Below are 20,297 nucleotides of genomic sequence, written 5' to 3' on the forward strand. Positions count from 1 at the left end.
ATGGGCGAAGAAAAACCTGTGGCGAGGGGATTTATCCCCTCGTCACAGGTTGAATGGATCAGACGACGTCAGCGCAGCTCATCAACCATATCCGCCACAGTGCTCAACACATCCTTGCCCAGTTGCATCGAGCGCTTGCCGGACCAGCCGGTGTGCGGGTTCGGGTGGTCGTCGTGGTCCTTGAACGGCATTTCGAGGGTCAGGGAGAGGCAGTCGTATTTCTGGCCGACCGCGTTGCAGGCCAAGGTCATGTTCGCCTGGCCCGGTTCGTCGCGGGTGTAGCCATGGGTGGTCTGGAAGTCCTTGGTCTGGTGCTTGAGGTGGCTGCGAAAGCGCTCTTCGAGCTTGGCAATGCGGGACGTGTAGCCGGGGTTGCCTTCGCTGCCGGCGGTGAAGACGTGGGGGATGGTCTCGTCACCGTGGATGTCGAGGAACAGATCGACGCCATACTTTTCCATTTGCTGCTGTACGAAGAATACCTCGGGGCTGATTTCCGGGCTGGCGTCCTGCCAGGCACGGTTGAGGTCCTGGCCCATGGCGTTGGTACGCAGATGCCCATGGAACGCACCGTCCGGGTTCATGTTCGGCACCAGATAGAGATCGGCCTTGGCCAGCAACCGGTTCAGTTGGGCGTCGTCCTGATCCTGCAGGCGTTCGATCACGCCCTCTATGAACCATTCGGCCATGTGCTCGCCGGGGTGCTGCTGGGCGATGATCCAGACCTTGCGCCGGCCTTCGGCACCGCTGCCTTTACGCAGCAACTGGATATCACGTCCCTCGACACTTTTACCGGTGGCCAGCAGATCGGCTCCGGCCTTGTGCTGTGCCTGCTCGATCAGCCAGTCATGACGGCCACGGCTGTAGGGCTCAAAGTAGGCAAACCAGGCGTGGGGCTGTTCGGCTTCCAGGTAAAAACGCAGGGAGTCGCCTTCGAACTGGGTGGGTACACGGAACCAGTTGACGTGATCGTAGGAAGCAACGGCCTGGTAACCCGGCCATCCTTTGCTGTAGGTCGATTGACTGGCGTTGAGCAGGCGGAAGGAATGTTCCTGGCCAACGTGCAGGCCACTGGCCTTGAAGTGGAACCACTGGAAGTGGGCGCTGCGGGTGTCGGGACGGATTTTCAGCAGAGATTGCAACGGGTTGCTGATGTCCACGACCTGGATATTGCCGCTGTCGAAATTGGCACTGATATCAAAAGACGATTTAGCCACGGTCACGATTCCTTTGAGAGGATTTCCATGACCGTTACTTTACACGCAAGGAAGGGTAGATCGGGACGATTTGCGTCATAAAACAGGGGGCGTCCTCCCTGGACGCAGAAGCAGCTTAGAGAGTCCGCACCTGATTCTCAAGTGCTGCCTGTCGATAGTTTTGGCCGGTCTGGCGGGGCTTTGAAAAATGGAAAATCATCACCGTCGTGGAATCAGTAACCCCGGTCAGGGACTTTATTCGCCTGCAGCCATAAGCCGGAAAATCGGCAAAAAAAGACCCGGCAAAGAGCCGGGTCAAAAACCGTGATTAGCCTGATGAGGAGATACTCCAGAAGTCCGACCTAAGGCCTTCTGGACTATCGACCGATCTCGCGATCAGTTGATGCAATAATAATCATTATCATTTGCAAGTCAAATGTTTTTATTGCGCACATTGGAAAATATTTCCTGACGCCGGTATCCGCGGCTCCGTTCTCGCTGACCCCGCTGCTTATCGAGCCGGGTAGCCGTCCAGGGACCGGTCCAGCATGACCTTGGCCAGATCAATCATGTGCACCACCGAAAATGCCAGGTCACGGTTCGAACCTTGTAACCGGTTGGCGGACTCGTGGGCGGTGGCTGCCGCACAGCGCAGCAGATCGCACGCATGGACAAGAGCTTCTTCGCCCTTGATATTACGGTTCACGTCGAAGAAGCGGTGTTCCTGTTCATCCGAAACACCCGGTTTCAAGTAATAGTCCAGGGCCCGTTGGGCGGCCGGGCAATCCTGTAGCGAGGGGAACGGGGTGTGGAAAGGGCTGTTGGGCTCGTCTTTATTGAAGGTATCCATGGTGTCGAGGTTCTCCGTAGTGGGCTGAAATCCTCAATCCAGAATAGTACGCATCGTAATTGTGACGACAATTTAAATACTACAATATGTGTTTTGATGGTCGGAGTCATCCACGTATCGTGCCGCTCATGGATAAATGGATAGAGTTGGTCAAGGCCAAAATGAAGGAGCTGCGCGTCACGCAAGTGGTGCTCGCAGAGCGTCTGGGCATGTCACAAGGCGGTGTCGGCCATTGGCTGACCAAGCGCCGGCAACCCAGTGTCGAAGACATGAACCGGGTCCTGCAGGAATTGGGGATGGAGTTCCTCGAAGTGGCGATGGTGATCCGCGAGCCGGATACGTCTACCGAAGAGGGCATGACCCTGGCGCAGAAGTACAACCCGTACTTCCGCTACCCGGTGAGTGATTGGCACGACGTCGGCGAAGTTCGCGAGGTCGATCCTGAGCACTACAGCCAGGCGCGTTATGAGTTGACGGATTACCACGCCCAAGGCGATGCCTTCTGGCTGGTGGTGATGGGCGATGCGATGACCGCACCGACCGGGTTGAGCATTCCCGAGGGCATGTCGATCCTGGTGGACCCGGCCATCGAGGCGGTGCCCGGCAAGCTGGTGGTTGCCCAGTTGCCGGGCAGCAGCGACGCAACCTTCCGTAAATTGATCGAGGAGAGCGGGCAGCAGTACCTGGTCCCGCTCAACCCGACTTACCCGAAAAGCCTGTACACCGAGCAATGCCGCATCATCGGTGTGGTCGTACAGGCCACCATCAGGTTCTAATCGGATCGGCCCTTGGACGGGGCCGATACCTACTCCTCGAATGCCACCAGTGCGCTGCCCTCGCTGACCATTTCCCCTTCCTGGCAATACAGTGCCTTGATCACTCCGGCCTTGGGCGCACGAATGCTGTGTTCCATTTTCATCGCTTCCAGGACCACCAGTTGCGCGCCAGCCTCTACTGCCTGGCCGGGGCTCACCAGCACCCGCACGATGCTGCCATTCATGGGAGCGGTCAGGCCGCCCTCGTGGCTGTGGCTGGCTTCGGCGGCGGCCAGCGGGTCGTACAGCTCGACGCGACGCAGATCGCCTTGCCATTGCAGATACAGGCTGTCGCCCTGGCGGATGGCCCGGTGGCTTCGACGCAGGCCGTTGTGGCCGACCACCAGATGCTCGCCGCGTAGCTCGGCGATTATGCCCTGGACGTCCAGCGTCATCGCCCGATCCTGATCTTCACAGCTCAAATGCAACGTGGTTTCCCCTGGCAGTCCCAAACGCAGGCCGGTGATATCGGACCAGGGGGAAGCGGCGTCGTCGGGGCGTATCCGTGGTGTCAGACCCAAGGCGAAAGCCTGGGCGGCTGTGGACCAGAAGTCGTCATCCAGTTCACCAGGTGCTGGCAGTAACTGCGCCTGGTAGCGTGGGATAAAACCGGTGTCCAGCTCAGCTGCGGCGAAGGCCGGGTGGGCAATGATGCGACGCAGGAAGCCGATGTTGGTTTTCAAACCGCCGATGGCAAACTCGTCGAGCATGCTCAACAGCCGCAACCGCGCCTGTTCACGATCCTCGCCCCAGGCAATCAGCTTGCCGAGCATCGGGTCGTAGAAGGGCGAGATCTCATCGCCTTCTTCGACGCCGCTGTCGACCCGTCGCCCCGGTCCTTCGGCCGATTCGCGATACAGCGCCAGGCGCCCGGTGGCCGGCAGGAAGTCGTTGGCCGGGTCTTCGGCATACAGCCGTACTTCGATGGCGTGGCCGGACAGTGGGACCTGTTCCTGGGTGATCGGCAGCGGCTCGCCCTGGGCAACGCGAATCTGCCAGGCCACCAGGTCAAGCCCGGTGATCGCTTCGGTGACCGGGTGCTCGACCTGCAACCGGGTGTTCATTTCCATGAAGAAAAACTCGCCCCGCGAATCCAGCAGGAACTCCACCGTGCCGGCGCCGACATAGCCAATCGCCTGGGCTGCGCGCACGGCAGCCTCGCCCATTGCCCGTCGCAGTTCCGGGGTCAGGCCTGGGGCTGGCGCTTCTTCCACGACTTTCTGGTGACGACGCTGAATCGAACAATCGCGCTCGTTGAGGTACAGGCAATGGCCATGCTGGTCGGCGAACACCTGAATCTCAACGTGACGTGGCTTGAGCAGGTATTTTTCCACCAGCATCCGCGAGTCGCCGAACGACGATTGCGCCTCGCGCTGCGCCGAGGCCAGGGCTTCGGCCAGTTGGCTGACGTCCTCGACGACTTTCATGCCCTTGCCGCCGCCCCCGGCGGTGGCCTTGAGCAGCACCGGATAACCGATGCGCTCGGCGGCGGCGCGGAACGTCTCCAGATCCTGGGCTTCGCCATGGTAACCGGGCACGAGGGGCACGCCGGCGGTTTCCATCAAGGCCTTGGCCGCGGATTTGCTGCCCATGGCGTCAATGGCCGAGGCGGGCGGGCCGAGGAAAATCAGCCCGGCGTTTTCGATGGCCCGGGCGAACCCGGCATTCTCCGAAAGAAAACCGTAGCCAGGGTGGATAGCCTGGGCGCCACTGGCCTGGGCGGCAGCGATCAACTTGTCGATTTGCAGGTAGCTATCGGCCGCCTTGCTGCCGCCCAGGTCGACCCGGATGTCGGCTTCGCGGCTGTGGCGGGCGTCGCGGTCGGTGGCGCTGTGCACCGCAACCGTGGTCAGGCCCATGGCCTTGGCGGTACGCATCACGCGGCAGGCGATTTCACCGCGATTGGCCACCAGCACGGTGGTGAGGACTGGGGCGCTCATCGACGGGGCTCCTTATGTTTCGATGGGGCAGGTTTCGAAGGGGCAGGTTTCGAAGGGGCAGGGGGCGACTCGGCCTGCCAGTTCGGCGGCCGCTTTTGCAGAAAGGCGCGCAGGCCTTCCTGCCCCTCCGGGCTGACGCGGATGCGGGCGATGGCATTCTCGGTGTAACGTCGCAATGCCGGGGTCAGGGCGCCGTTGCCGACTTCGCGCAGCAGTTCCTTGCTGGCGCGCATGGCCGCCGGGCTGTTGAGCAACAGGTTATCGATCCACTGCGCGACTTGATCGTTCAGCGTCTCGGGTGGGTAACTTTCCGACAGCAAACCGATCTCTTTCGCACGTTGTCCGCCGAAACGTTCAGCGGTGAGGGCGTAACGCCGGGCTGCCCGTTCGCCAATGGCCTGCACCACGAACGGACTGATCACCGCCGGCGCCAGGCCGATGCGCACTTCCGACAGGCAGAACTGCGCGTCATCGGCACCAATGGCCATGTCGCAGGCACTGATCAACCCCAGCGCGCCGCCAAAGGCCGCGCCTTGGACGACTGCCAGCGTCGGAATCTTCAACTTGGCGAGGTTGTACATCAGCTCCGCCAGTTCCCGGGCGTCGTCGAGGTTGGTGTGGTAGTCGAGCTCGGCCGACTGTTGCATCCAGGCCAGGTCGGCGCCGGCGCTGAAGTGCTTGCCACGTCCGCGGATCAGCAGGAAGCGCACGCTTTGATCGCTGCTGACCTGGTCCAGCGCGAGGATCAGCTCGCGGATCATTTCGGCGTTGAACGCATTGTTCTTCGACTCGCGGCTCAACCACAGAGTGGCAACGCCGCGGGGATCGGTCAGCAATTCGAGGGTGTTGAAGTGTTCCATGGGCATTCCCCGGTTACATCCGGAACACGCCGAAGCGGCTCGGTTCAATAGGTGCGTTCAGTGACGCGGACAAGGCCAGGCCCACGATATCGCGGGTCTGGGCCGGGTCGATGACGCCGTCGTCCCACAGTCTCGCGCTGGAATAGTAGGGGTGACCCTGTTCTTCGTACTGATCGAGAATCGGTTGTTTGATCTCGGCTTCCTGGGCGGCGCTGAACGGATGGCCGCTGCGTTCGGCCTGTTCGCGCTTGACCTGCACCAGCACACCGGCGGCCTGTTCGGCGCCCATCACGCCAATCCGCGCATTCGGCCACATCCACAGGAAACGCGGGTCGTAGGCCCGTCCACACATACCGTAGTTACCTGCGCCGAAGCTGCCGCCAATGATGACCGTGAATTTCGGCACCCGGGCGCAGGCCACCGCGGTGACCAGTTTCGCACCATGCTTGGCGATGCCGCCGGCCTCGTATTTCTGCCCGACCATGAAGCCGGTGATGTTCTGCAGGAACAACAACGGGATGCCTCGCTGGCAGGCCAGTTCGATGAAGTGCGCACCCTTTTGCGCAGCTTCGGCGAACAGGATGCCGTTGTTCGCCAGGATCGCGACGGGGTAGCCGTGCAGATGGGCAAAGCCGCACACCAGTGTGGTGCCGAACAATGCCTTGAACTCATCGAACACCGAACCGTCCACCAGCCGCGCAATCACCTCCCGGACATCGAAAGGCTGCTTGGCATCGGCCGGCACCACCCCATACAGCTCGTCGCTCGCATACAGTGGGGCGATCGGGGTGCGTGGCTGCACGTCGCCAAGCTTGCGCCAGTTGAGGTTGGCGACGCTGCGGCGGGCCAGGGCCAGTGCATGTTCGTCGGTGTCGGCGTAGTGGTCGGCCACGCCGGAAATCTTGCAATGCACATCGGCGCCGCCCAGGTCCTCGGCGCTGACCACCTCGCCGGTGGCGGCTTTGACCAACGGTGGGCCGGCCAGGAAGATGGTCGCCTGTTCGCGGACCATGATCGCTTCATCAGCCATTGCCGGAACGTACGCCCCGCCGGCCGTGCACGAACCCATGACCACCGCCAGTTGCGGGATGCCTTGGGCGCTCATGTTGGCCTGGTTGAAGAAGATCCGGCCGAAGTGCTCCCGGTCCGGAAACACTTCGTCCTGGCGCGGCAGGTTGGCACCGCCGGAATCCACCAGATAAATGCAAGGCAAGCGATTCTGTTGAGCGATGGTCTGGGCGCGCAGGTGTTTCTTCACGGTCAGCGGATAATAGGAGCCTCCTTTGACCGTCGCGTCGTTGGCGACAATCATGCATTCGACGCCTTCCACGCGACCGATGCCGGCGATCACCCCCGCGGCAGGGACGTCTTCGCCGTAAACCTCGTAGGCCGCCAGCGGGCTGATTTCCAGGAAGGGCGAACCGGGGTCCAGCAACCGGTTGATGCGCTCCCGAGGCAGCAACTTGCCCCGTGAGGTGTGCCGCTCCTGGGCCTTGGGTCCGCCGCCCTGCTGGACTTGCGCGAGTAGGGTGCGCAAGGCGCCGACCTGTTCGAGCATGGCGTCACGGTTGGCGATGAACTCCGGCGAACGTGGGTTGAGCTGGGTGTGCAGCGTGGCCATGGTCAGCTCCGTTAGCGGGTTTCGTTGAACAGTTCGCGACCGATCAGCATCCGACGGATCTCACTGGTGCCGGCACCAATTTCGTACAACTTGGCGTCACGTAGCAGACGCCCGGCCGGAAATTCGTTGATGTAACCATTGCCGCCCAGGATCTGGATGGCATCCAAGGCCATTTGCGTGGCGCGCTCGGCGGTGTAGAGGATCACCCCGGCGGCATCCTTGCGGGCGGTTTCGCCGCGCTCGCAGGCCTGGGCCACCGCATACAGATAGGCGCGGCTGGCGTTGAGCTGGGTGTACATGTCGGCCACCTTGCCCTGGATCAGTTGGAATTCGCCGATGCTCTGGCCGAACTGCTTGCGATCGTGGATGTAGGGCACGATCAGGTCCATGCACGCCTGCATGATCCCGGTGGGACCGCCGGACAACACCACCCGTTCGTAGTCCAGGCCACTCATCAGGACCCTGACGCCGCCGTTGAGCACACCGAGGATGTTCTCTTCCGGCACTTCGACGTCGTCGAAGAACAACTCGCAGGTGTTGGAGCCGCGCATGCCGAGCTTGTCGAACTTGTTGCTACGGCTGAAGCCTTTCCAGTCACGCTCGACGATGAATGCGGTGATGCCGTGGGGGCCTTTTTCCAGGTCGGTCTTGGCGTAGATCACGTAGGTGTTGGCGTCGGGGCCATTGGTGATCCAGGTCTTGCTGCCGTTGAGCACGTAATGATCGCCGCGCTTGTCGGCCCGCAGTTTCATGGAAACCACGTCGGAGCCGGCGTTCGGCTCGCTCATGGCGAGGGCGCCGATGTGTTCGCCGCTGATCAGCTTCGGCAGGTATTTGGATTTCTGCTCGTGGTTGCCGTTGCGGTTGATCTGGTTGACGCAGAGGTTGGAATGGGCGCCGTAGGAGAGGGCGACCGAGGCCGAACCGCGGCTGATTTCCTCCATCGCCACCACGTGGGCCAGGTAGCCCAGGCCGGCGCCGCCGTGTTCTTCCGGTACGGTGATACCCAACAGGCCCATGTCGCCGAACTTGCGCCACATGTCGGCGGGGAACAGGTTGTCGACATCGATCTGCGCCGCCCGAGGCGCCAGCTCGGCCTTGACGAAGGCCTGCACCTGGTCGCGCAACATGTCGATGGTTTCACCGAGGGCAAAATTCAGGGATGGGTAGCTCATGGGACACCTTTGGCTTTTTTATCGGGTGTGGAGAGGGACAAGAGTGCTCTCACCTTTACGTTAACGTAAGCCTGCAATAAATGACTGTCAATCACCTTTACGTTAACGTCAACTTGGTCCAGAGTAGATGCGGCTGACGGCGTGACCCTGTGGGAGACGAGCTTGCTCGCGATGAACGATAACGCCATTTTCCGGCGTTGAACCGAGGCGCCTTCATCGCGAGCAAGCTTGGCTCCCACGGGCTTTGGCTTCACAGGTTCAAGCGTAGCAACCCACTAATAAAGACAAGAGGGGGCGTCATGGATCAACCCGGTTCGCATTCGCAGCTCAGCTACACCCGCGGCTCCCAGGCCAAGGCCTTGTTGACGCAGACCATCGGCCAGGCTTTTGACCAGACCGTGGCCCGTTACCCCGATAACGAGGCGTTGGTGGTTCGCCATCAAGCGCTGCGTTATACCTGGCGGCAACTGGCTGAAGCGGTCGATCTGCACGCCCGGGCCTTGCTGGCGTTGGGCCTGAAAACCGGTGATCGTCTCGGCGTGTGGGCCCCCAATTGCGCCCAGTGGTGCATCAGCCAGTTCGCCAGCGCGAAGATCGGTGTGATCCTGGTCAACATCAACCCGGCCTACCGCAGTTCCGAGCTGGAATACGTGCTCAAGCAGTCCGGGTGCCAGTGGTTGGTGTGCGCCGGGGCGTTCAAGACTTCGGACTATCACGCCATGCTGCAAACCCTCGTGCCGGAGCTGGCGGAACAGTCGATCGGCCAGTTGAACTGCGAACGCTTGCCGGACCTGCGGGGTGTGATCAGTCTCGATCCCCAGCCACCGTCAGGGTTTCTACCCTGGTCGCAACTGGCAGACCTGGGCACGGCGGTTTCGCCTGAAGAGCTGGCCGAGCGCGCGACCAGCCTGCATGTCGAGCAACCGGTGAACATCCAGTACACCTCAGGCACCACCGGATTTCCCAAGGGCGCGACCCTCAGCCACCGCAACATTCTCAACAACGGCTATATGGTGGGCGAAAGCCTGGAGCTCAGCGCCAATGACCGGCTAGTGATCCCGGTGCCGCTCTACCATTGCTTCGGCATGGTCATGGGGAACCTGGGCTGCCTGACCCACGGCAGTACCATGATCTACCCCAACGACGCCTTTGACCCCTTGCTGACCCTGAGCACCGTGGCCGAGGAAAAAGCCACCGCGCTATACGGTGTGCCGACCATGTTCATCGCCATGCTGGATCAACCGCAGCGACGTGGGTTCGACTTGTCCAGCCTGCGCACCGGGATCATGGCCGGCTCGACCTGCCCGATCGAAGTGATGCGGCGGGTGATCAACGACATGCACATGAGCGAGGTGCAGATTGCCTATGGCATGACGGAAACCAGCCCGGTGTCGTTGCAGACCGGTCCTTCAGACGAACTGGAGTTGCGCGTTACCACCGTCGGCCGCACTCAGCCGCAACTGGAAAGCAAAATTATCGACGAGGCCGGCGACATCGTCCCCCGTGGCACCATCGGCGAGCTGTGTACCCGTGGCTACAGCGTGATGCTCGGTTACTGGAACAACCCCAAGGGCACCGCCGAGGCCATCGACGGGGATGGCTGGATGCGCACCGGTGACCTGGCGACCATGGACGAGCAGGGTTACGTCCGCATTGTCGGACGTAACAAGGACATGATCATCCGGGGTGGCGAGAATATTTACCCGCGTGAGTTGGAAGAGTTCTTCTTCACTCATCCTGCGGTGGCCGATGTGCAGGTGATCGGCATCCCTTGTTCGCGCTACGGCGAAGAGATCGTGGCCTGGATCAAGTTCCATCCCGGGCACAGCGTGACCGAACAGGAGTTGCAGGCCTGGTGCAAGACGCGCATCGCCCACTTCAAGACGCCACGTTACTTCAAGTTCGTCGAGGAGTTCCCGATGACGGTGACCGGCAAGATCCAGAAATTCCGCATGCGTGAGATCAGCATCGAAGAACTGCGCGATCGATAAGACTCGCCACAACACCTGTGGGAGCGAGCCTGCTCGCGATAGCGGTCTGTCAGTTGATAGGGATGTCGATTGACACGGCCTCATCGCGAGCAGGCTCGCTCCCACAAAAAAAAGCCAATCACCAGACAGCACAAAGGGGAGCCGAAGCTCCCCTTTAATTTTGTCGTCGCGTGCTCTTTTTTATTATTGAGGGGCGGCCTGTTGTTGTTTTTGGTAGCCGTGACCCTTTACCGCTGTTTTGGGCGATCCCCATCCGGGATCAAGAGCAAACGTATTTTTTTGAGCGCTGATCTGCTTTTTTCGCCTTGCGATCCAACCGATTCGGGTCCTACCTGAAGGTAGTCTTATTGTTCTCTGCCCGGTTGCGGGTTGCTCCTGAGAGCACCCTGAAAAGCCTATCTTCTCCAAAAAAATCTGTTAGCTGCGTCTCTGCCGTGTTGTTTTTGTTATGTCAGAGTCGTTTCGTCTTGTTTTTATTGGGTTTGTCGCTTTTTTTTATTCTTGTTATGCCAGAGAGATAGCAGGTGTCGTGCCAACTTTTAAAATCCTTTATAAATCAATATCTTGTGTTTTTTGGTCGAATAAAGTGACGGAATGGATCTGACAAATTGTTTCCGTGTTACTCGTTTCACAGCCGGTGCGGTAACACCTCATTGGGCATAGCGTGCCTTGGCGACGCGGGAACCGGTCGGGCGCCCGAGTACGTCACAGATCTGTCGACCCGCGGCGATCAGCGCGTCCAGGTCGACGCCGGTTTCAATGCCCAGGCCATTGAGCAGGTACAGCACGTCTTCGGTGGCGACGTTACCGCTGGCTCCCTTGGCATAGGGGCAACCGCCGAGGCCGGCGATGGAGCTGTCGAACACGGCGATGCCCTCGAGCAGGCTGGCATACAGGTTCGCTAAGGCCTGGCCGTAGGTGTCATGGAAATGACCGGCGAGTTTGTCCCGGGGAACGTCCGCCGAAACCACTTCGAACAGCTTGCGCGTGGCGCCAGCGGTGCCTGTGCCGATGGTGTCGCCCAGGGACACCTCGTAACAGCCCATTGCATATAGCTCGCGGGCGACCCAGGCCACTTGCTCGGGTTTGACGGCGCCTTCGTAAGGGCAGCCCAGCACGCAGGAAACGTAGCCGCGCACACTGACCCCGTTGCGCTTGGCGGCTTCCATGATCGGCGCGAAGCGCTCCAGGCTTTCCTTGATGGAACAGTTGATGTTGCGCTGGGAGAACGCTTCGGACGCGGCGGCGAATACCGCCACTTCCTTCACGCCGGCCGCCAGCGCGTCCTCAAACCCTCGCAGGTTCGGTGCCAGGGCGCCATAAGTGACGCCGGGTTTGCGCTGGATCTGCGCGAACACCTCGGCGGAACCGGCCATCTGTGGGACCCACTTGGGCGAGACAAAGCTGCCGACTTCGATGTAACCCAGGCCGGCGGCACTCAGTGCATCCACCAGGTGCACCTTGTCGGCGACGCTGATGGGTTGTGCTTCATTCTGCAGACCGTCGCGGGGGCCGACTTCGATCAAGCGTACAAAGGAGGGAAGGGACATGGGGATAGACCTTTAATGGGTTGCCAATATACCGGGGGCGACGGCGATCCAATGTGGGAGCGAGCCTGCTCGCGATAGCGGTATGTCAAACAACATTGATGTTGGCGGTTAAACCGCTATCGCGAGCAGGCTCGCTCCCACAATGGGTAGGACAGCTATACAGCTTCCTGACCCTTGAGCGTCTGCTCCAGTGCCTGGATGCAGCGTTCTTCGGCGGTGTCGAGCTCAAGCTTCATCTGTTCGATGTCCAGCAGTTGCTGTTCGAGTTGCTCCCGGCGCTCGGTGATTTTCGCCAGCATGCTGTGCAGTTGTTTCTGGTTACCGCTGGAGGGGTCGTAGAGTTCGATCAACTCGCGGCACTCGGCCAGGGAAAAACCGATGCGCTTGCCCCGCAGGATCAATTTCAGGCTGACTTTGTCCCGCGGTGAGTAGATGCGCTCCTGACCCCGTCGCTCCGGGCTCAGCAGGCCTTGCTCTTCATAAAAACGGATGGCCCGGGTGGTGATGTCCAGTTCCCGGGCGAGGTCGGAGATGCTATAGGTCTGACTGCTCATGGACGCGCTCGAAACGATAGGGGCTGGCGCTAAGCTAATGTCAGGTTGACGTTCACGTCAAGCAATGAAACCGGTGGGAGCGAGCCTGCTCGCGATAGCGGTGGATCGGCCAACCTCGTTGTTGATTGATCTGCCGCCATCGCGAGCAGGCTCGCTCCCACCATGGATCCCCTACGCGTTCTCAAGCTTTTTCTCATGGGCCGTCACCTGCTGGCACAACTCGATCATCTGCTCGCGCATCCAGCGGTTGGCCGGGTCCTGGTCGGTGCTTTCGTGCCAATAGAGATGGGTTTCCACCGGCGGTACATCGTTGACCGGCAGTTGGAAGGCATGCAGGTCATGGCGACGGGCAAACCGTTCGGGAACGGTCATGACCATGTCGGTCTGCTGCAATACCTGGGAGGCCATCAAGTAATGCTGTGAGCGCAGGGCGATCTTGCGCTGGATGCCCATCTTGCCCAGGGCCAGGTCGACATAGCCCAGCCCATTGCGGCGGCTGGAGATATGCACGTGGGTCTGGGCGAGATAGTCATCGAGGCTGATTTTTTCCTTGCCCGCCAAGGGATGGCCCTTGCGCATGGCACATACGTAACGGTCTTCCATCAGTTTGACGTGACGCACCTGCGGGTCGGTATTGAGCGGGGCGTCGACGGCGAAATCGAGCCGGCCGGCAGCCAGTTCCTTGGTGGTTTCGCGGCGCTTGGACAGAAAACTCTCGATGGCCACGGTCGGCGCCAGGCGCCGCAGGCGCTGGAACAGGGGCGGCAGGATCACGCCTTCGGTGAGGTCGGTCATGCTGATGCGGTAGGTCTTGACGGCCTGCAGCGGGTTGAAAATCCGGCTTTCCTGCACCGACACCCGCAGCAGCGACAGCGCATTGCGGACCGGGCCGATGATGTTCTGGGCCATGGGCGTGGGCACCATGCCCTGGGCGGTGCGCACGAACAGCGGGTCGTTGAAGGTTTCCCGCAAGCGCGCCAGGGCGTTGGACACGGCCGGCTGAGTGATACCGACGATCTGCCCGGCGCGGGTCAGGTTGGCTTCGGTGTAGATCGCATCGAAGACGATGAAGAGATTGAGGTCGACCTTGCTCAGATTCATGGCGCTGCACTCTTGTTTTTAGACGGTTTCTCGGGCGTGTCGTGAGGTGTCGGATGGCGATGGAATCAGTGAACCATATATCGGTGATGAATGTTAATACACGCCGAGAATAGGTTAGGTAAATTTTCGTAGCTGAACTAGCATCGATTTCATGATCTGAAATCAACCTCTGCCCAGAAGGTGCTGCCCATGGATTTTGCCTATTCCCCCAAGGTTCAGGAATTGCGTGAACGCGTCACGGCGTTCATGGATGCCTACGTCTACCCGGCCGAAGCGGTGTTCGAACGGCAAGTGGCCGAAGGTGATCGCTGGCAGCCCACTGCCATCATGGAAGAGCTCAAGGCCAAGGCCAAAGCCGAAGGCCTGTGGAATCTTTTCCTGCCCGAGTCCGAACTGGGGGCTGGCCTGACCAACCTTGAGTACGCACCGCTGGCAGAGATCATGGGCCGTTCGTTGTTGGGGCCGGAGCCGTTCAACTGCTCGGCGCCGGACACCGGCAACATGGAAGTACTGGTGCGTTACGCCAATGAAGAACAGAAGCAACGCTGGTTGGAACCGCTGCTGCGAGGCGAGATCCGCTCGGCCTTCGCCATGACCGAACCGGACGTGGCGTCTTCGGATGCCACCAACATGGCCGCCCGCGCCGAGCGCGAGGGTGACCAATGGGTGATCAACGGTAAGAAGTGGTGGACCTCGGGGGCCTGTGACCCGCGTTGCAAGATCCTGATCTTCATGGGGCTGAGCAATCCCGATGCGCCACGCCATGCCCAGCATTCGATGATCCTGGTGCCGGTGGACACTCCCGGGGTCAAGATCGTGCGGCCGCTGCCGGTATTCGGTTACGACGATGCGCCCCACGGTCACGCCGAAGTGTTGTTCGATAACGTGCGGGTGCCGTACGAAAACGTCTTGCTGGGTGAAGGACGCGGCTTTGAAATTGCTCAGGGTCGCCTCGGCCCGGGCCGTATCCATCACTGCATGCGCTCCATCGGCATGGCCGAGCGGGCGCTGGAGTTGATGTGCAAGCGCGCCGTCAGTCGCACCGCGTTCGGTAAACCGCTGGCGCGCCTGGGGGGCAACGTCGACAAGATCGCCGACTCGCGGATGGAAATCGACATGGCTCGTCTGCTGACCTTGAAAGCGGCCTACATGATGGACACTGTCGGCAACAAGGTCGCGAAAAGCGAAATCGCCCAGATCAAGGTGGTTGCGCCGAATGTGGCCCTGAAGGTCATCGACCGGGCGATCCAGATCCACGGCGGTGCCGGGGTGTCCAACGATTTCCCGCTGGCCTACATGTATGCCATGCAGCGCACCCTGCGCCTGGCCGACGGCCCGGACGAAGTGCACCGCGCCGCCATCGGCAAGTTTGAAATCGGCAAGTACGTGCCCAAGGAGATGTTGCGTAGCGAGCGCTGAGGGCTTGGCATTCACCACAAGCCCCTGTGGGAGCCGAGCTTGCTCGCGATGACGGTATCACAGCCACTCTTTCAGTCGGCTGACCCTCCGCCATCGCGAGCAAGCTCGGCTCCCACAGAGGATCTGTGGTGAACACACATTTCGCAGTTATTCCTTGACGCTCATGTACTCCTCGGCCCAACGGATGTATTCCTCGGGCTGGGTGTAGGTGTGGGTCAGCTCGGTGGCGCTGAGGTCAGAGGCCTGGGTGAAGATCTGCCGTTGTTCGCGCAGGCTGTCGTAGGTGGCCTTGATCGCGGCGAAGTAGGCGCCGTGACCGTCGATAGTCACCCGCACGCCCAGTTCGGCCAGGCGTTTGTCGTCGCGCAGCAGCGGATTGCCATAGGTGACGAGCATCAACGGCACCGTCAGATTTTCACTGATCTTCTCCAGGTGCTCGAAGTCCTGCACGCCCACCATGCAAATCCCGTCCGCGCCGGCACGTTCGTATTGCTGGGTACGGCTGATGATTTCCTGGACTGGCAGGATCCCGGCGTTGGTGCGAGCGATGATCGCCATTTCCGGATCGACCCGCGCTTCCAGCGCCGCGCGTATCTTGCCGACGCCTTCGGCCACGCCGATCAGGTCGGTGGATTTGCGGCCGAACTGGGCCGGCAGCAGGGTGTCTTCGATGGTGAGAGCCGCCACGCCGGCGCGTTCGAGTTCGATGATGGTGCGCATCACGTTCAGGGCGTTGCCATAGCCGTGGTCGGCATCGGCGATCACCGGCAGCTGGGCCACACGGCCGATGCGGGTGGCCTGTTCGGCAAACTCGCTGAGGGTGATCAACGCAAAGTCCGGTGCCCCCAATACTTGCAACGACGCAACCGAGCCTCCGAGGATCCCCACTTCAAAACCCAGGTCGGCGGCAATGCGCGCCGACATCGGGTCAAACACCGATGCGGTGTGATAGCAGGTCTGGGAAGCCAGGAGTTGGCGGAAGTTACGACGTAAATCTTGATGGGAAAGCCTGGACATATGAGTTCCACCAATGGAATGGAAGGGCTTGAGCAAAAATGTCAACGCCGAAAGAACCAAAGGCTATCACGTGGCAAGCGTAAAGATGATGACGAATGCGCATGGGCCATGTTTGCCGCGCATCGAAAAAAGGCCGCAGGCCTGGAAGGTCTGCGGCCCGCAGGGATCGATCCTCCGGAGGCTGATCAGTCCTGGGTCGGCACGCTCCAGATCTGCTTGATTTCATGGATGTTTCCAACGTTGAAGCGCGTTGGGAACCCCGGAATGGTGCATTGGATCTCGCTGGTGAGCTGCATGGCGGTATCGACCACATTGGCTGCGGCGCGCAACATGGGGGTTTCATCCCAATTGTTCATTGGATTATTCACGGTTTCTTCCTTCTTTTGGTTATTGGGCAGCAAACGACTGCCGAGGGGGGAGCAATGACAGCACCTGTGTGAACAGTGCTGTCTCTTGCGCAGCGATACCGGGGTAAAGCGGCGTGTAATGCTCATCAAAACACCAGGCTTCGTCAGCGCGGATCGAGTGTTCTGGATGAATAAGCAGACTCAATGATGCGGACATGGATTGGGGAGCGATCTGTTTATGGATTTCCTTCAAGGCCGGCATATATAAAACTTTGCCGGGCGAAAGTTTGACACTGCGTTGTTTTCCCAGTCGGGGAATCTTGCCTGCTTGCAATGGCAGGTCGTCCAGTATTTCGCGGATGATTGTCGTGTAGCCATCGCCACTGTAGCCGACGACATACATTTCAAAGTCATGACTGTGGTTCAGGTCATAGATAAAGGTTTCATGTTCATCATGCAGGTTGACCGGCGACCAGAATCCGAGGCGTAGGGTGAATAGATCATTACTGTGCAGTACAAATGCATAGGCATTGTAGAGACTGTTGCGTGTACTGAACCCATCCTGCTGGATCGAAGCATAAAGATGCTCGCTTAATAAAGAACGGTTTGAAGCCAACTGACGCAGGTCGTCAATGATGCAGTCCTTGTCGCGCTGCAAATCATAGGTATTCAAGCGCGCGATAAATGTTTCCAGGTTCATGCCGCCTTCTCCAAGGGAGAAAGCAAATTGTCCAGGCGTGGGTTCTTGAGTTTTTTTAACAGCGGGACATAGTTCAATGCCTTGTGCGGGTCAGCTTGATAAAGCAACTGGAAGGCTTTCCACGCCACAGCCGGGTGGTAATGATAAAGCAGTTCTTCGGCAACCTTCGCTCCTCCGGGGTCGCGGAGGGTTTCGAGCAATTCCAGGCTCACCAGGAACCGGGCGGCGCTTTCGTCGTGAGGCAACCAGGCTATTTTCTGCAGCGATAGGCGATCGAATACGCTGATGTCGGAACTTCTGTCCAGCAAGTTGATTCGACCTGTTAACTGGGCAGCTTTCCGTTCTGTTGGCGCGTAGTCGAATACTGTGCGACTGCCGTCAAGGATGAGCGGGGTTTTCTGGTCAACGATAACGCTGTCTAGTCGTTGCAGTTGATGCTCATGGCGCGCATAAAGTTGCACATCGAACGGCTGCTCCAACGCAAATAGAATGCTTTGGCCGGGCACCGAATAGAGGGGCGAAAGAGCGCTGTTGGGCGTGGGTGTCCTGATGCTGATATTGCCGATGTCAGTGCAATGCAACAGCAGGGTTCCGGTATGCGGATTGGAGATGTTCATGAGGGTCGCACGCCGGGACTGTGCCTTGGCAAACGACGGTTGACTATTCAGGTGGCTAATCAGTTGGTTGACTTGCGCGGTCATGTCTAATGTTTTTATTTTTTTTGCTATATGCTCGGGCGAAAAGTTTTTGGTAATTAGATCTTTGATCATGAGCGTTTTCGCAGCAGTGGGTCGATGCGAGAAAGTATGAGTTTTGTGTGGGGGGAGCGGCAACTAAGGAATTGTCGACAAGTATTACGAGTCAACTAATTCTCTTTGGTCTAGTTGCCAGGAGCAGGGTGGCGAACCCTGCCGACCGGCCGTTATTGATCCAGGAGCTGCAGGTGACTCTTGTGTACTTGCTACGCCGCCACAGCCTGTCGCCCTTGCGCGAGCAGCGGCACGGCACGCACCGTATCGCCTGGCTGCACCTGCAGGCGTTTGGCGGTGAGACGGTCGATTACCAGGCTGTGACCGTTCTGATGGGCCCTGGCGCTGGTGACGCGGCAGTTTTCCAGGCGCCGATTGTGGATCAGCCAGACGGGGGCTTGTTCGTCCGGCGAGCCGACGTCCAGGACCAGTGACTGGCTGTCGCGGATGCTGCGGATATTCGAGACCGGCGCTTCGATCACCGGGCCGCCATCGAAAATGTCGATGTAACCCTTATGGCTGAAACCTTCAGCGCCGAGAATCTTCAAGGCCGGCTCGGTATTCGGGTGGGCCTTGCCGATCACGGCCTGGGCCTGTTGGGTGAGCAGGCAGGTGTACAGCGGCTGGCGCGGCATCAACTCGGCGATGAACGATTTGTTGCCCATGCCGGATAACTGATCCGCGTAGCTGAAGTCTTTCTGGAAAAAGTGACGTCCCAGGCTGTCCCAGAACGGCGAGCAACCGTGCTCGTCGGCATGGCCGCGTAACTCGGCGATCAGTTTTTCACCGAACAACTGGGAGAACTCTGCAACGAACAACAGGCGTGCCAAGGACAGCAGCCGCCCGTTATGACCCTGGCGCTGGGCGGGATGCAGGAACAACGAGCAGATCTCCGATTGCCCGGTCATCTCGTTGTTGAGGAACAGGGTGGGGATCTGCCGCTGGATGCCCAGCTTCGGCGCCGAGCTGACCGTGACCCCGACCCGATAGTTGTACCACGGCTCACGCAGACCGACCGCGCCGGTCAGGGCGCTGATCCCGACCACTTGCCGGTCATCGTCCTCGAGTACGAACAGGTAGTCGGCGTCGGCCCGCTCGACTTGTCCGGCAAAGGTGCGCTGGGCCCAGCGTATGCGATGGGCCAGGCGTTCTTCATTGGCCGGCAGGCTGGTGAATCCCGGGCCTGCGCAGCGGGCGAGGTCCAGCAATGAAGGCAGGTCGGTGATGGCGACCGGACGGACAATCATCATGCAGCTCCTTCACTGTGTCGGCCTGGGACACGACGTTGCGTGATGTTCATAAGGCAACCACCCGGATTTGTTGCCCGTCGGTGATGTCCAGCGCGGCGAGCATCCCGGGTGTCAGGGCTATGCTGTCCTCGGTGCCGACATCCAGTTCAGCCACGATCGCCCGGTAGTTTCCAAGGTTGTCGTTGCTCACCAGGTAGCGACCCCGGGCATCAATCTGCGGGCTCTGCCGGGCCGAAGCCATACGACTCTCGGCGATGGAGCGGATATTCGCGATGCGGGCGTGCAGCGTCGGTCCACCGTCGAAGAGGTCCACGTAGCTGTTGGTTTCAAAACCCTCGCGCGCCAGGATGTCGAAGGCTTCCTGGCCGTCAGGGTGCACCTGGCCGATACAGGCTTGGGCCGCAGGCGGCAGCATGGGGACATAAATGGGGTACTGGGGCATCAGCTCGGCAAGGAAATTGCGGCTCTGCAGGCCGCACAAGCGTTCAGCTTCGGCGTAAGGCAAGTCGAAAAAATGCTGGCCGATGGCGTCCCAGAACGGCGATTGGCCGTCTTCGCTGCTGAAACCGACGAGTTGCGTGATGACCGAATCAGCGAAGCGTGGCGGGTGAGCGGCGATGAACAGCAGCCGGGCTCGGGACAGCAGCTCGGACTCCGGCGTGCGCACCCGTTCGGCGTCGATGTGGAAGCCGCGCAGCAGCGTCTGGCCATTGAGGTCCTGGCACAGCGACAGGGCCGGCACGCCGTGGCGGATGTTCAGCTCCCGGGAGGCGCTGGAAAATGGTCGGTTGCGCAGGCTGTAGAACGGTTCGTTGCACCCGGTGCTGGCGAGAATTTCCGAACAACCCACCAGGCGCCCGGACGCCAGGTCTTGCAGCACGAAAAAGTAATTTTCCCCGCCCGGGCTCTGCACGTCGGTGTCGAAGGACGCACACGAATCGAGAATTTTTTCCCGCAGGCACTCGGTATCGTCTGGAAGCGAGGTGACCCCCACCAGGCTGTCACGGGCCAGCTGCTGCAGTTGTTGCAGATCGCTTAACTGAACTGGACGTAAGGCCAGCATGGATTGCACTCCTGTTCCAGGGGCCCGGTGACTGCACCGGGCTTGACGATCACTGTCGATGTCCACGCGTTGTAACGCTTACTACTACAGCCGTGGCTGGCC

The 20,297-nt window shown here is 60.1% G+C and carries 18 protein-coding genes; 3 read left to right on the plus strand and 15 right to left on the minus strand.

Going from position 1 to position 20,297, the window contains the following annotated elements; genetic code table 11:
- Window positions 1-68: 68 nt before the first annotated feature.
- Both FGE05_RS04015 and FGE05_RS04020 read right to left on the minus strand, forming a co-directional pair.
- Entirely contained in the window at window positions 69-1,220 is a 1,152-nt protein-coding gene (locus tag FGE05_RS04015; RefSeq protein ID WP_139641749.1) for a carboxypeptidase family protein, read from the minus strand.
- Window positions 1,221-1,704: 484 nt separating this feature from the next.
- Window positions 1,705-2,043, minus strand: coding sequence for a DUF6124 family protein (locus FGE05_RS04020; protein WP_139641751.1), 339 nt, complete (start codon window positions 2,041-2,043; stop codon window positions 1,705-1,707).
- A 128-nt stretch (window positions 2,044-2,171) separates the two neighbouring features.
- On the opposite strand from FGE05_RS04020, the gene FGE05_RS04025 reads away from it, so the two are divergent.
- Window positions 2,172-2,819 carry a LexA family transcriptional regulator gene (locus tag FGE05_RS04025; RefSeq protein ID WP_139641753.1) on the plus strand — a complete coding sequence of 216 codons (648 nt, stop codon included), beginning with the start codon at window positions 2,172-2,174 and terminating at the stop codon, window positions 2,817-2,819.
- A gap of 29 nt (window positions 2,820-2,848) precedes the next feature.
- Here the strand turns inward: FGE05_RS04025 and FGE05_RS04030 are convergent, their stop codons facing one another.
- Genes FGE05_RS04030 through FGE05_RS04045 form a run of 4 tightly spaced genes read right to left on the minus strand, consistent with a single transcriptional unit; the run spans window position 2,849 to window position 8,454 of the window.
- Window positions 2,849-4,798, minus strand: coding sequence for an acetyl/propionyl/methylcrotonyl-CoA carboxylase subunit alpha (locus FGE05_RS04030; RefSeq protein WP_139641755.1), 1,950 nt, complete (start codon window positions 4,796-4,798; stop codon window positions 2,849-2,851).
- Window positions 4,795-5,658: a gamma-carboxygeranoyl-CoA hydratase gene (locus tag FGE05_RS04035; protein WP_139641757.1), complete on the minus strand. Its 864-nt coding sequence runs from the start codon at window positions 5,656-5,658 to the stop codon at window positions 4,795-4,797. Before FGE05_RS04035 ends, FGE05_RS04030 begins: the two co-directional genes overlap by 4 nt.
- Before the next feature lie 13 nt (window positions 5,659-5,671).
- Complete coding sequence (locus FGE05_RS04040) at window positions 5,672-7,279, minus strand: carboxyl transferase domain-containing protein (RefSeq protein ID WP_139641759.1); 1,608 nt, start codon at window positions 7,277-7,279, stop codon at window positions 5,672-5,674.
- Between the two features lie 11 nt (window positions 7,280-7,290).
- Window positions 7,291-8,454 (minus strand): isovaleryl-CoA dehydrogenase, encoded by a 1,164-nt coding sequence (locus FGE05_RS04045; RefSeq protein WP_139641761.1) that lies wholly within the window; start codon window positions 8,452-8,454, stop codon window positions 7,291-7,293.
- Window positions 8,455-8,753: 299 nt separating this feature from the next.
- Here FGE05_RS04045 and FGE05_RS04050 point away from each other — a divergent pair, with 299 nt between their 5' ends.
- Complete coding sequence (locus tag FGE05_RS04050; RefSeq protein ID WP_139641763.1) at window positions 8,754-10,445, plus strand: AMP-binding protein; 1,692 nt, start codon at window positions 8,754-8,756, stop codon at window positions 10,443-10,445.
- A 650-nt stretch (window positions 10,446-11,095) separates the two neighbouring features.
- Here the strand turns inward: FGE05_RS04050 and FGE05_RS04060 are convergent.
- From FGE05_RS04060 to FGE05_RS04070, 3 genes are all read right to left on the minus strand, one after another.
- Complete coding sequence (locus FGE05_RS04060; RefSeq protein WP_139641765.1) at window positions 11,096-11,995, minus strand: hydroxymethylglutaryl-CoA lyase; 900 nt, start codon at window positions 11,993-11,995, stop codon at window positions 11,096-11,098.
- Window positions 11,996-12,150: 155 nt separating this feature from the next.
- The gene (locus tag FGE05_RS04065) at window positions 12,151-12,549 is read right to left on the minus strand and encodes a MerR family DNA-binding transcriptional regulator (protein WP_024779786.1); all 399 of its coding nucleotides are present in this window, start codon (window positions 12,547-12,549) and stop codon (window positions 12,151-12,153) included.
- Between the two features lie 171 nt (window positions 12,550-12,720).
- Entirely contained in the window at window positions 12,721-13,650 is a 930-nt protein-coding gene (locus tag FGE05_RS04070) for a LysR family transcriptional regulator (RefSeq protein WP_139641767.1), read from the minus strand.
- Between the two features lie 189 nt (window positions 13,651-13,839).
- Here FGE05_RS04070 and FGE05_RS04075 point away from each other — a divergent pair, with 189 nt between their 5' ends.
- Complete coding sequence (locus FGE05_RS04075; protein ID WP_139641769.1) at window positions 13,840-15,069, plus strand: acyl-CoA dehydrogenase; 1,230 nt, start codon at window positions 13,840-13,842, stop codon at window positions 15,067-15,069.
- A 147-nt stretch (window positions 15,070-15,216) separates the two neighbouring features.
- Here FGE05_RS04075 and FGE05_RS04080 read toward each other — a convergent pair whose 3' ends face one another.
- The 6 genes from FGE05_RS04080 to FGE05_RS04110 all read right to left on the minus strand — a co-directional run bounded on the left by FGE05_RS04080 (window position 15,217) and on the right by FGE05_RS04110 (window position 20,195).
- A complete protein-coding gene (locus FGE05_RS04080) occupies window positions 15,217-16,086 on the minus strand; it encodes an oxaloacetate decarboxylase (RefSeq protein WP_041022419.1) in 870 nt (289 codons plus the stop codon).
- A gap of 185 nt (window positions 16,087-16,271) precedes the next feature.
- On the minus strand, window positions 16,272-16,454 hold the full coding sequence (locus tag FGE05_RS04090; protein ID WP_139641773.1) for a hypothetical protein: 183 nt from the start codon (window positions 16,452-16,454) through the stop codon (window positions 16,272-16,274).
- 19 nt (window positions 16,455-16,473) lie between these two features.
- A complete protein-coding gene (locus FGE05_RS04095) occupies window positions 16,474-17,133 on the minus strand; it encodes a transposase (RefSeq protein WP_139641774.1) in 660 nt (219 codons plus the stop codon).
- A complete protein-coding gene (locus FGE05_RS04100; protein ID WP_257225584.1) occupies window positions 17,130-17,903 on the minus strand; it encodes a hypothetical protein in 774 nt (257 codons plus the stop codon). The genes FGE05_RS04095 and FGE05_RS04100 overlap by 4 nt, the downstream gene beginning before the upstream one ends.
- Before the next feature lie 191 nt (window positions 17,904-18,094).
- Window positions 18,095-19,129 (minus strand): arginine N-succinyltransferase, encoded by a 1,035-nt coding sequence (gene astA / locus FGE05_RS04105; protein WP_139642492.1) that lies wholly within the window; start codon window positions 19,127-19,129, stop codon window positions 18,095-18,097.
- Window positions 19,130-19,178: 49 nt separating this feature from the next.
- Window positions 19,179-20,195, minus strand: coding sequence for an arginine N-succinyltransferase (locus tag FGE05_RS04110; RefSeq protein WP_139641776.1), 1,017 nt, complete (start codon window positions 20,193-20,195; stop codon window positions 19,179-19,181).
- Window positions 20,196-20,297 lie beyond the last annotated feature (102 nt).

Origin of the sequence: Pseudomonas sp. ICMP22404, from assembly GCF_006227205.1 — a bacterium.
Lineage (GTDB): Bacteria > Pseudomonadota > Gammaproteobacteria > Pseudomonadales > Pseudomonadaceae > Aquipseudomonas.

Bases quoted from the DNA above. Each gene is read 5' to 3' on its own strand.
- FGE05_RS04020 (WP_139641751.1), bottom strand. From the start codon at position 2,043: ATGGATACCTTCAATAAAGACGAGCCCAACAGCCCTTTCCACACCCCG.
- FGE05_RS04025 (WP_139641753.1), top strand. From the start codon at position 2,172: ATGGATAAATGGATAGAGTTGGTCAAGGCCAAAATGAAGGAGCTGCGC.
- FGE05_RS04030 (WP_139641755.1), bottom strand. From the start codon at position 4,798: ATGAGCGCCCCAGTCCTCACCACCGTGCTGGTGGCCAATCGCGGTGAA.
- FGE05_RS04035 (WP_139641757.1), bottom strand. From the start codon at position 5,658: ATGGAACACTTCAACACCCTCGAATTGCTGACCGATCCCCGCGGCGTT.
- FGE05_RS04040 (WP_139641759.1), bottom strand. From the start codon at position 7,279: ATGGCCACGCTGCACACCCAGCTCAACCCACGTTCGCCGGAGTTCATC.
- FGE05_RS04045 (WP_139641761.1), bottom strand. From the start codon at position 8,454: ATGAGCTACCCATCCCTGAATTTTGCCCTCGGTGAAACCATCGACATG.
- FGE05_RS04050 (WP_139641763.1), top strand. From the start codon at position 8,754: ATGGATCAACCCGGTTCGCATTCGCAGCTCAGCTACACCCGCGGCTCC.
- FGE05_RS04060 (WP_139641765.1), bottom strand. From the start codon at position 11,995: ATGTCCCTTCCCTCCTTTGTACGCTTGATCGAAGTCGGCCCCCGCGAC.
- FGE05_RS04065 (WP_024779786.1), bottom strand. From the start codon at position 12,549: ATGAGCAGTCAGACCTATAGCATCTCCGACCTCGCCCGGGAACTGGAC.
- FGE05_RS04070 (WP_139641767.1), bottom strand. From the start codon at position 13,650: ATGAATCTGAGCAAGGTCGACCTCAATCTCTTCATCGTCTTCGATGCG.
- FGE05_RS04075 (WP_139641769.1), top strand. From the start codon at position 13,840: ATGGATTTTGCCTATTCCCCCAAGGTTCAGGAATTGCGTGAACGCGTC.
- FGE05_RS04080 (WP_041022419.1), bottom strand. From the start codon at position 16,086: ATGTCCAGGCTTTCCCATCAAGATTTACGTCGTAACTTCCGCCAACTC.
- FGE05_RS04095 (WP_139641774.1), bottom strand. From the start codon at position 17,133: ATGAACCTGGAAACATTTATCGCGCGCTTGAATACCTATGATTTGCAG.
- FGE05_RS04100 (WP_257225584.1), bottom strand. From the start codon at position 17,903: ATGATCAAAGATCTAATTACCAAAAACTTTTCGCCCGAGCATATAGCA.
- astA (WP_139642492.1), bottom strand. From the start codon at position 19,129: ATGATTGTCCGTCCGGTCGCCATCACCGACCTGCCTTCATTGCTGGAC.
- FGE05_RS04110 (WP_139641776.1), bottom strand. From the start codon at position 20,195: ATGCTGGCCTTACGTCCAGTTCAGTTAAGCGATCTGCAACAACTGCAG.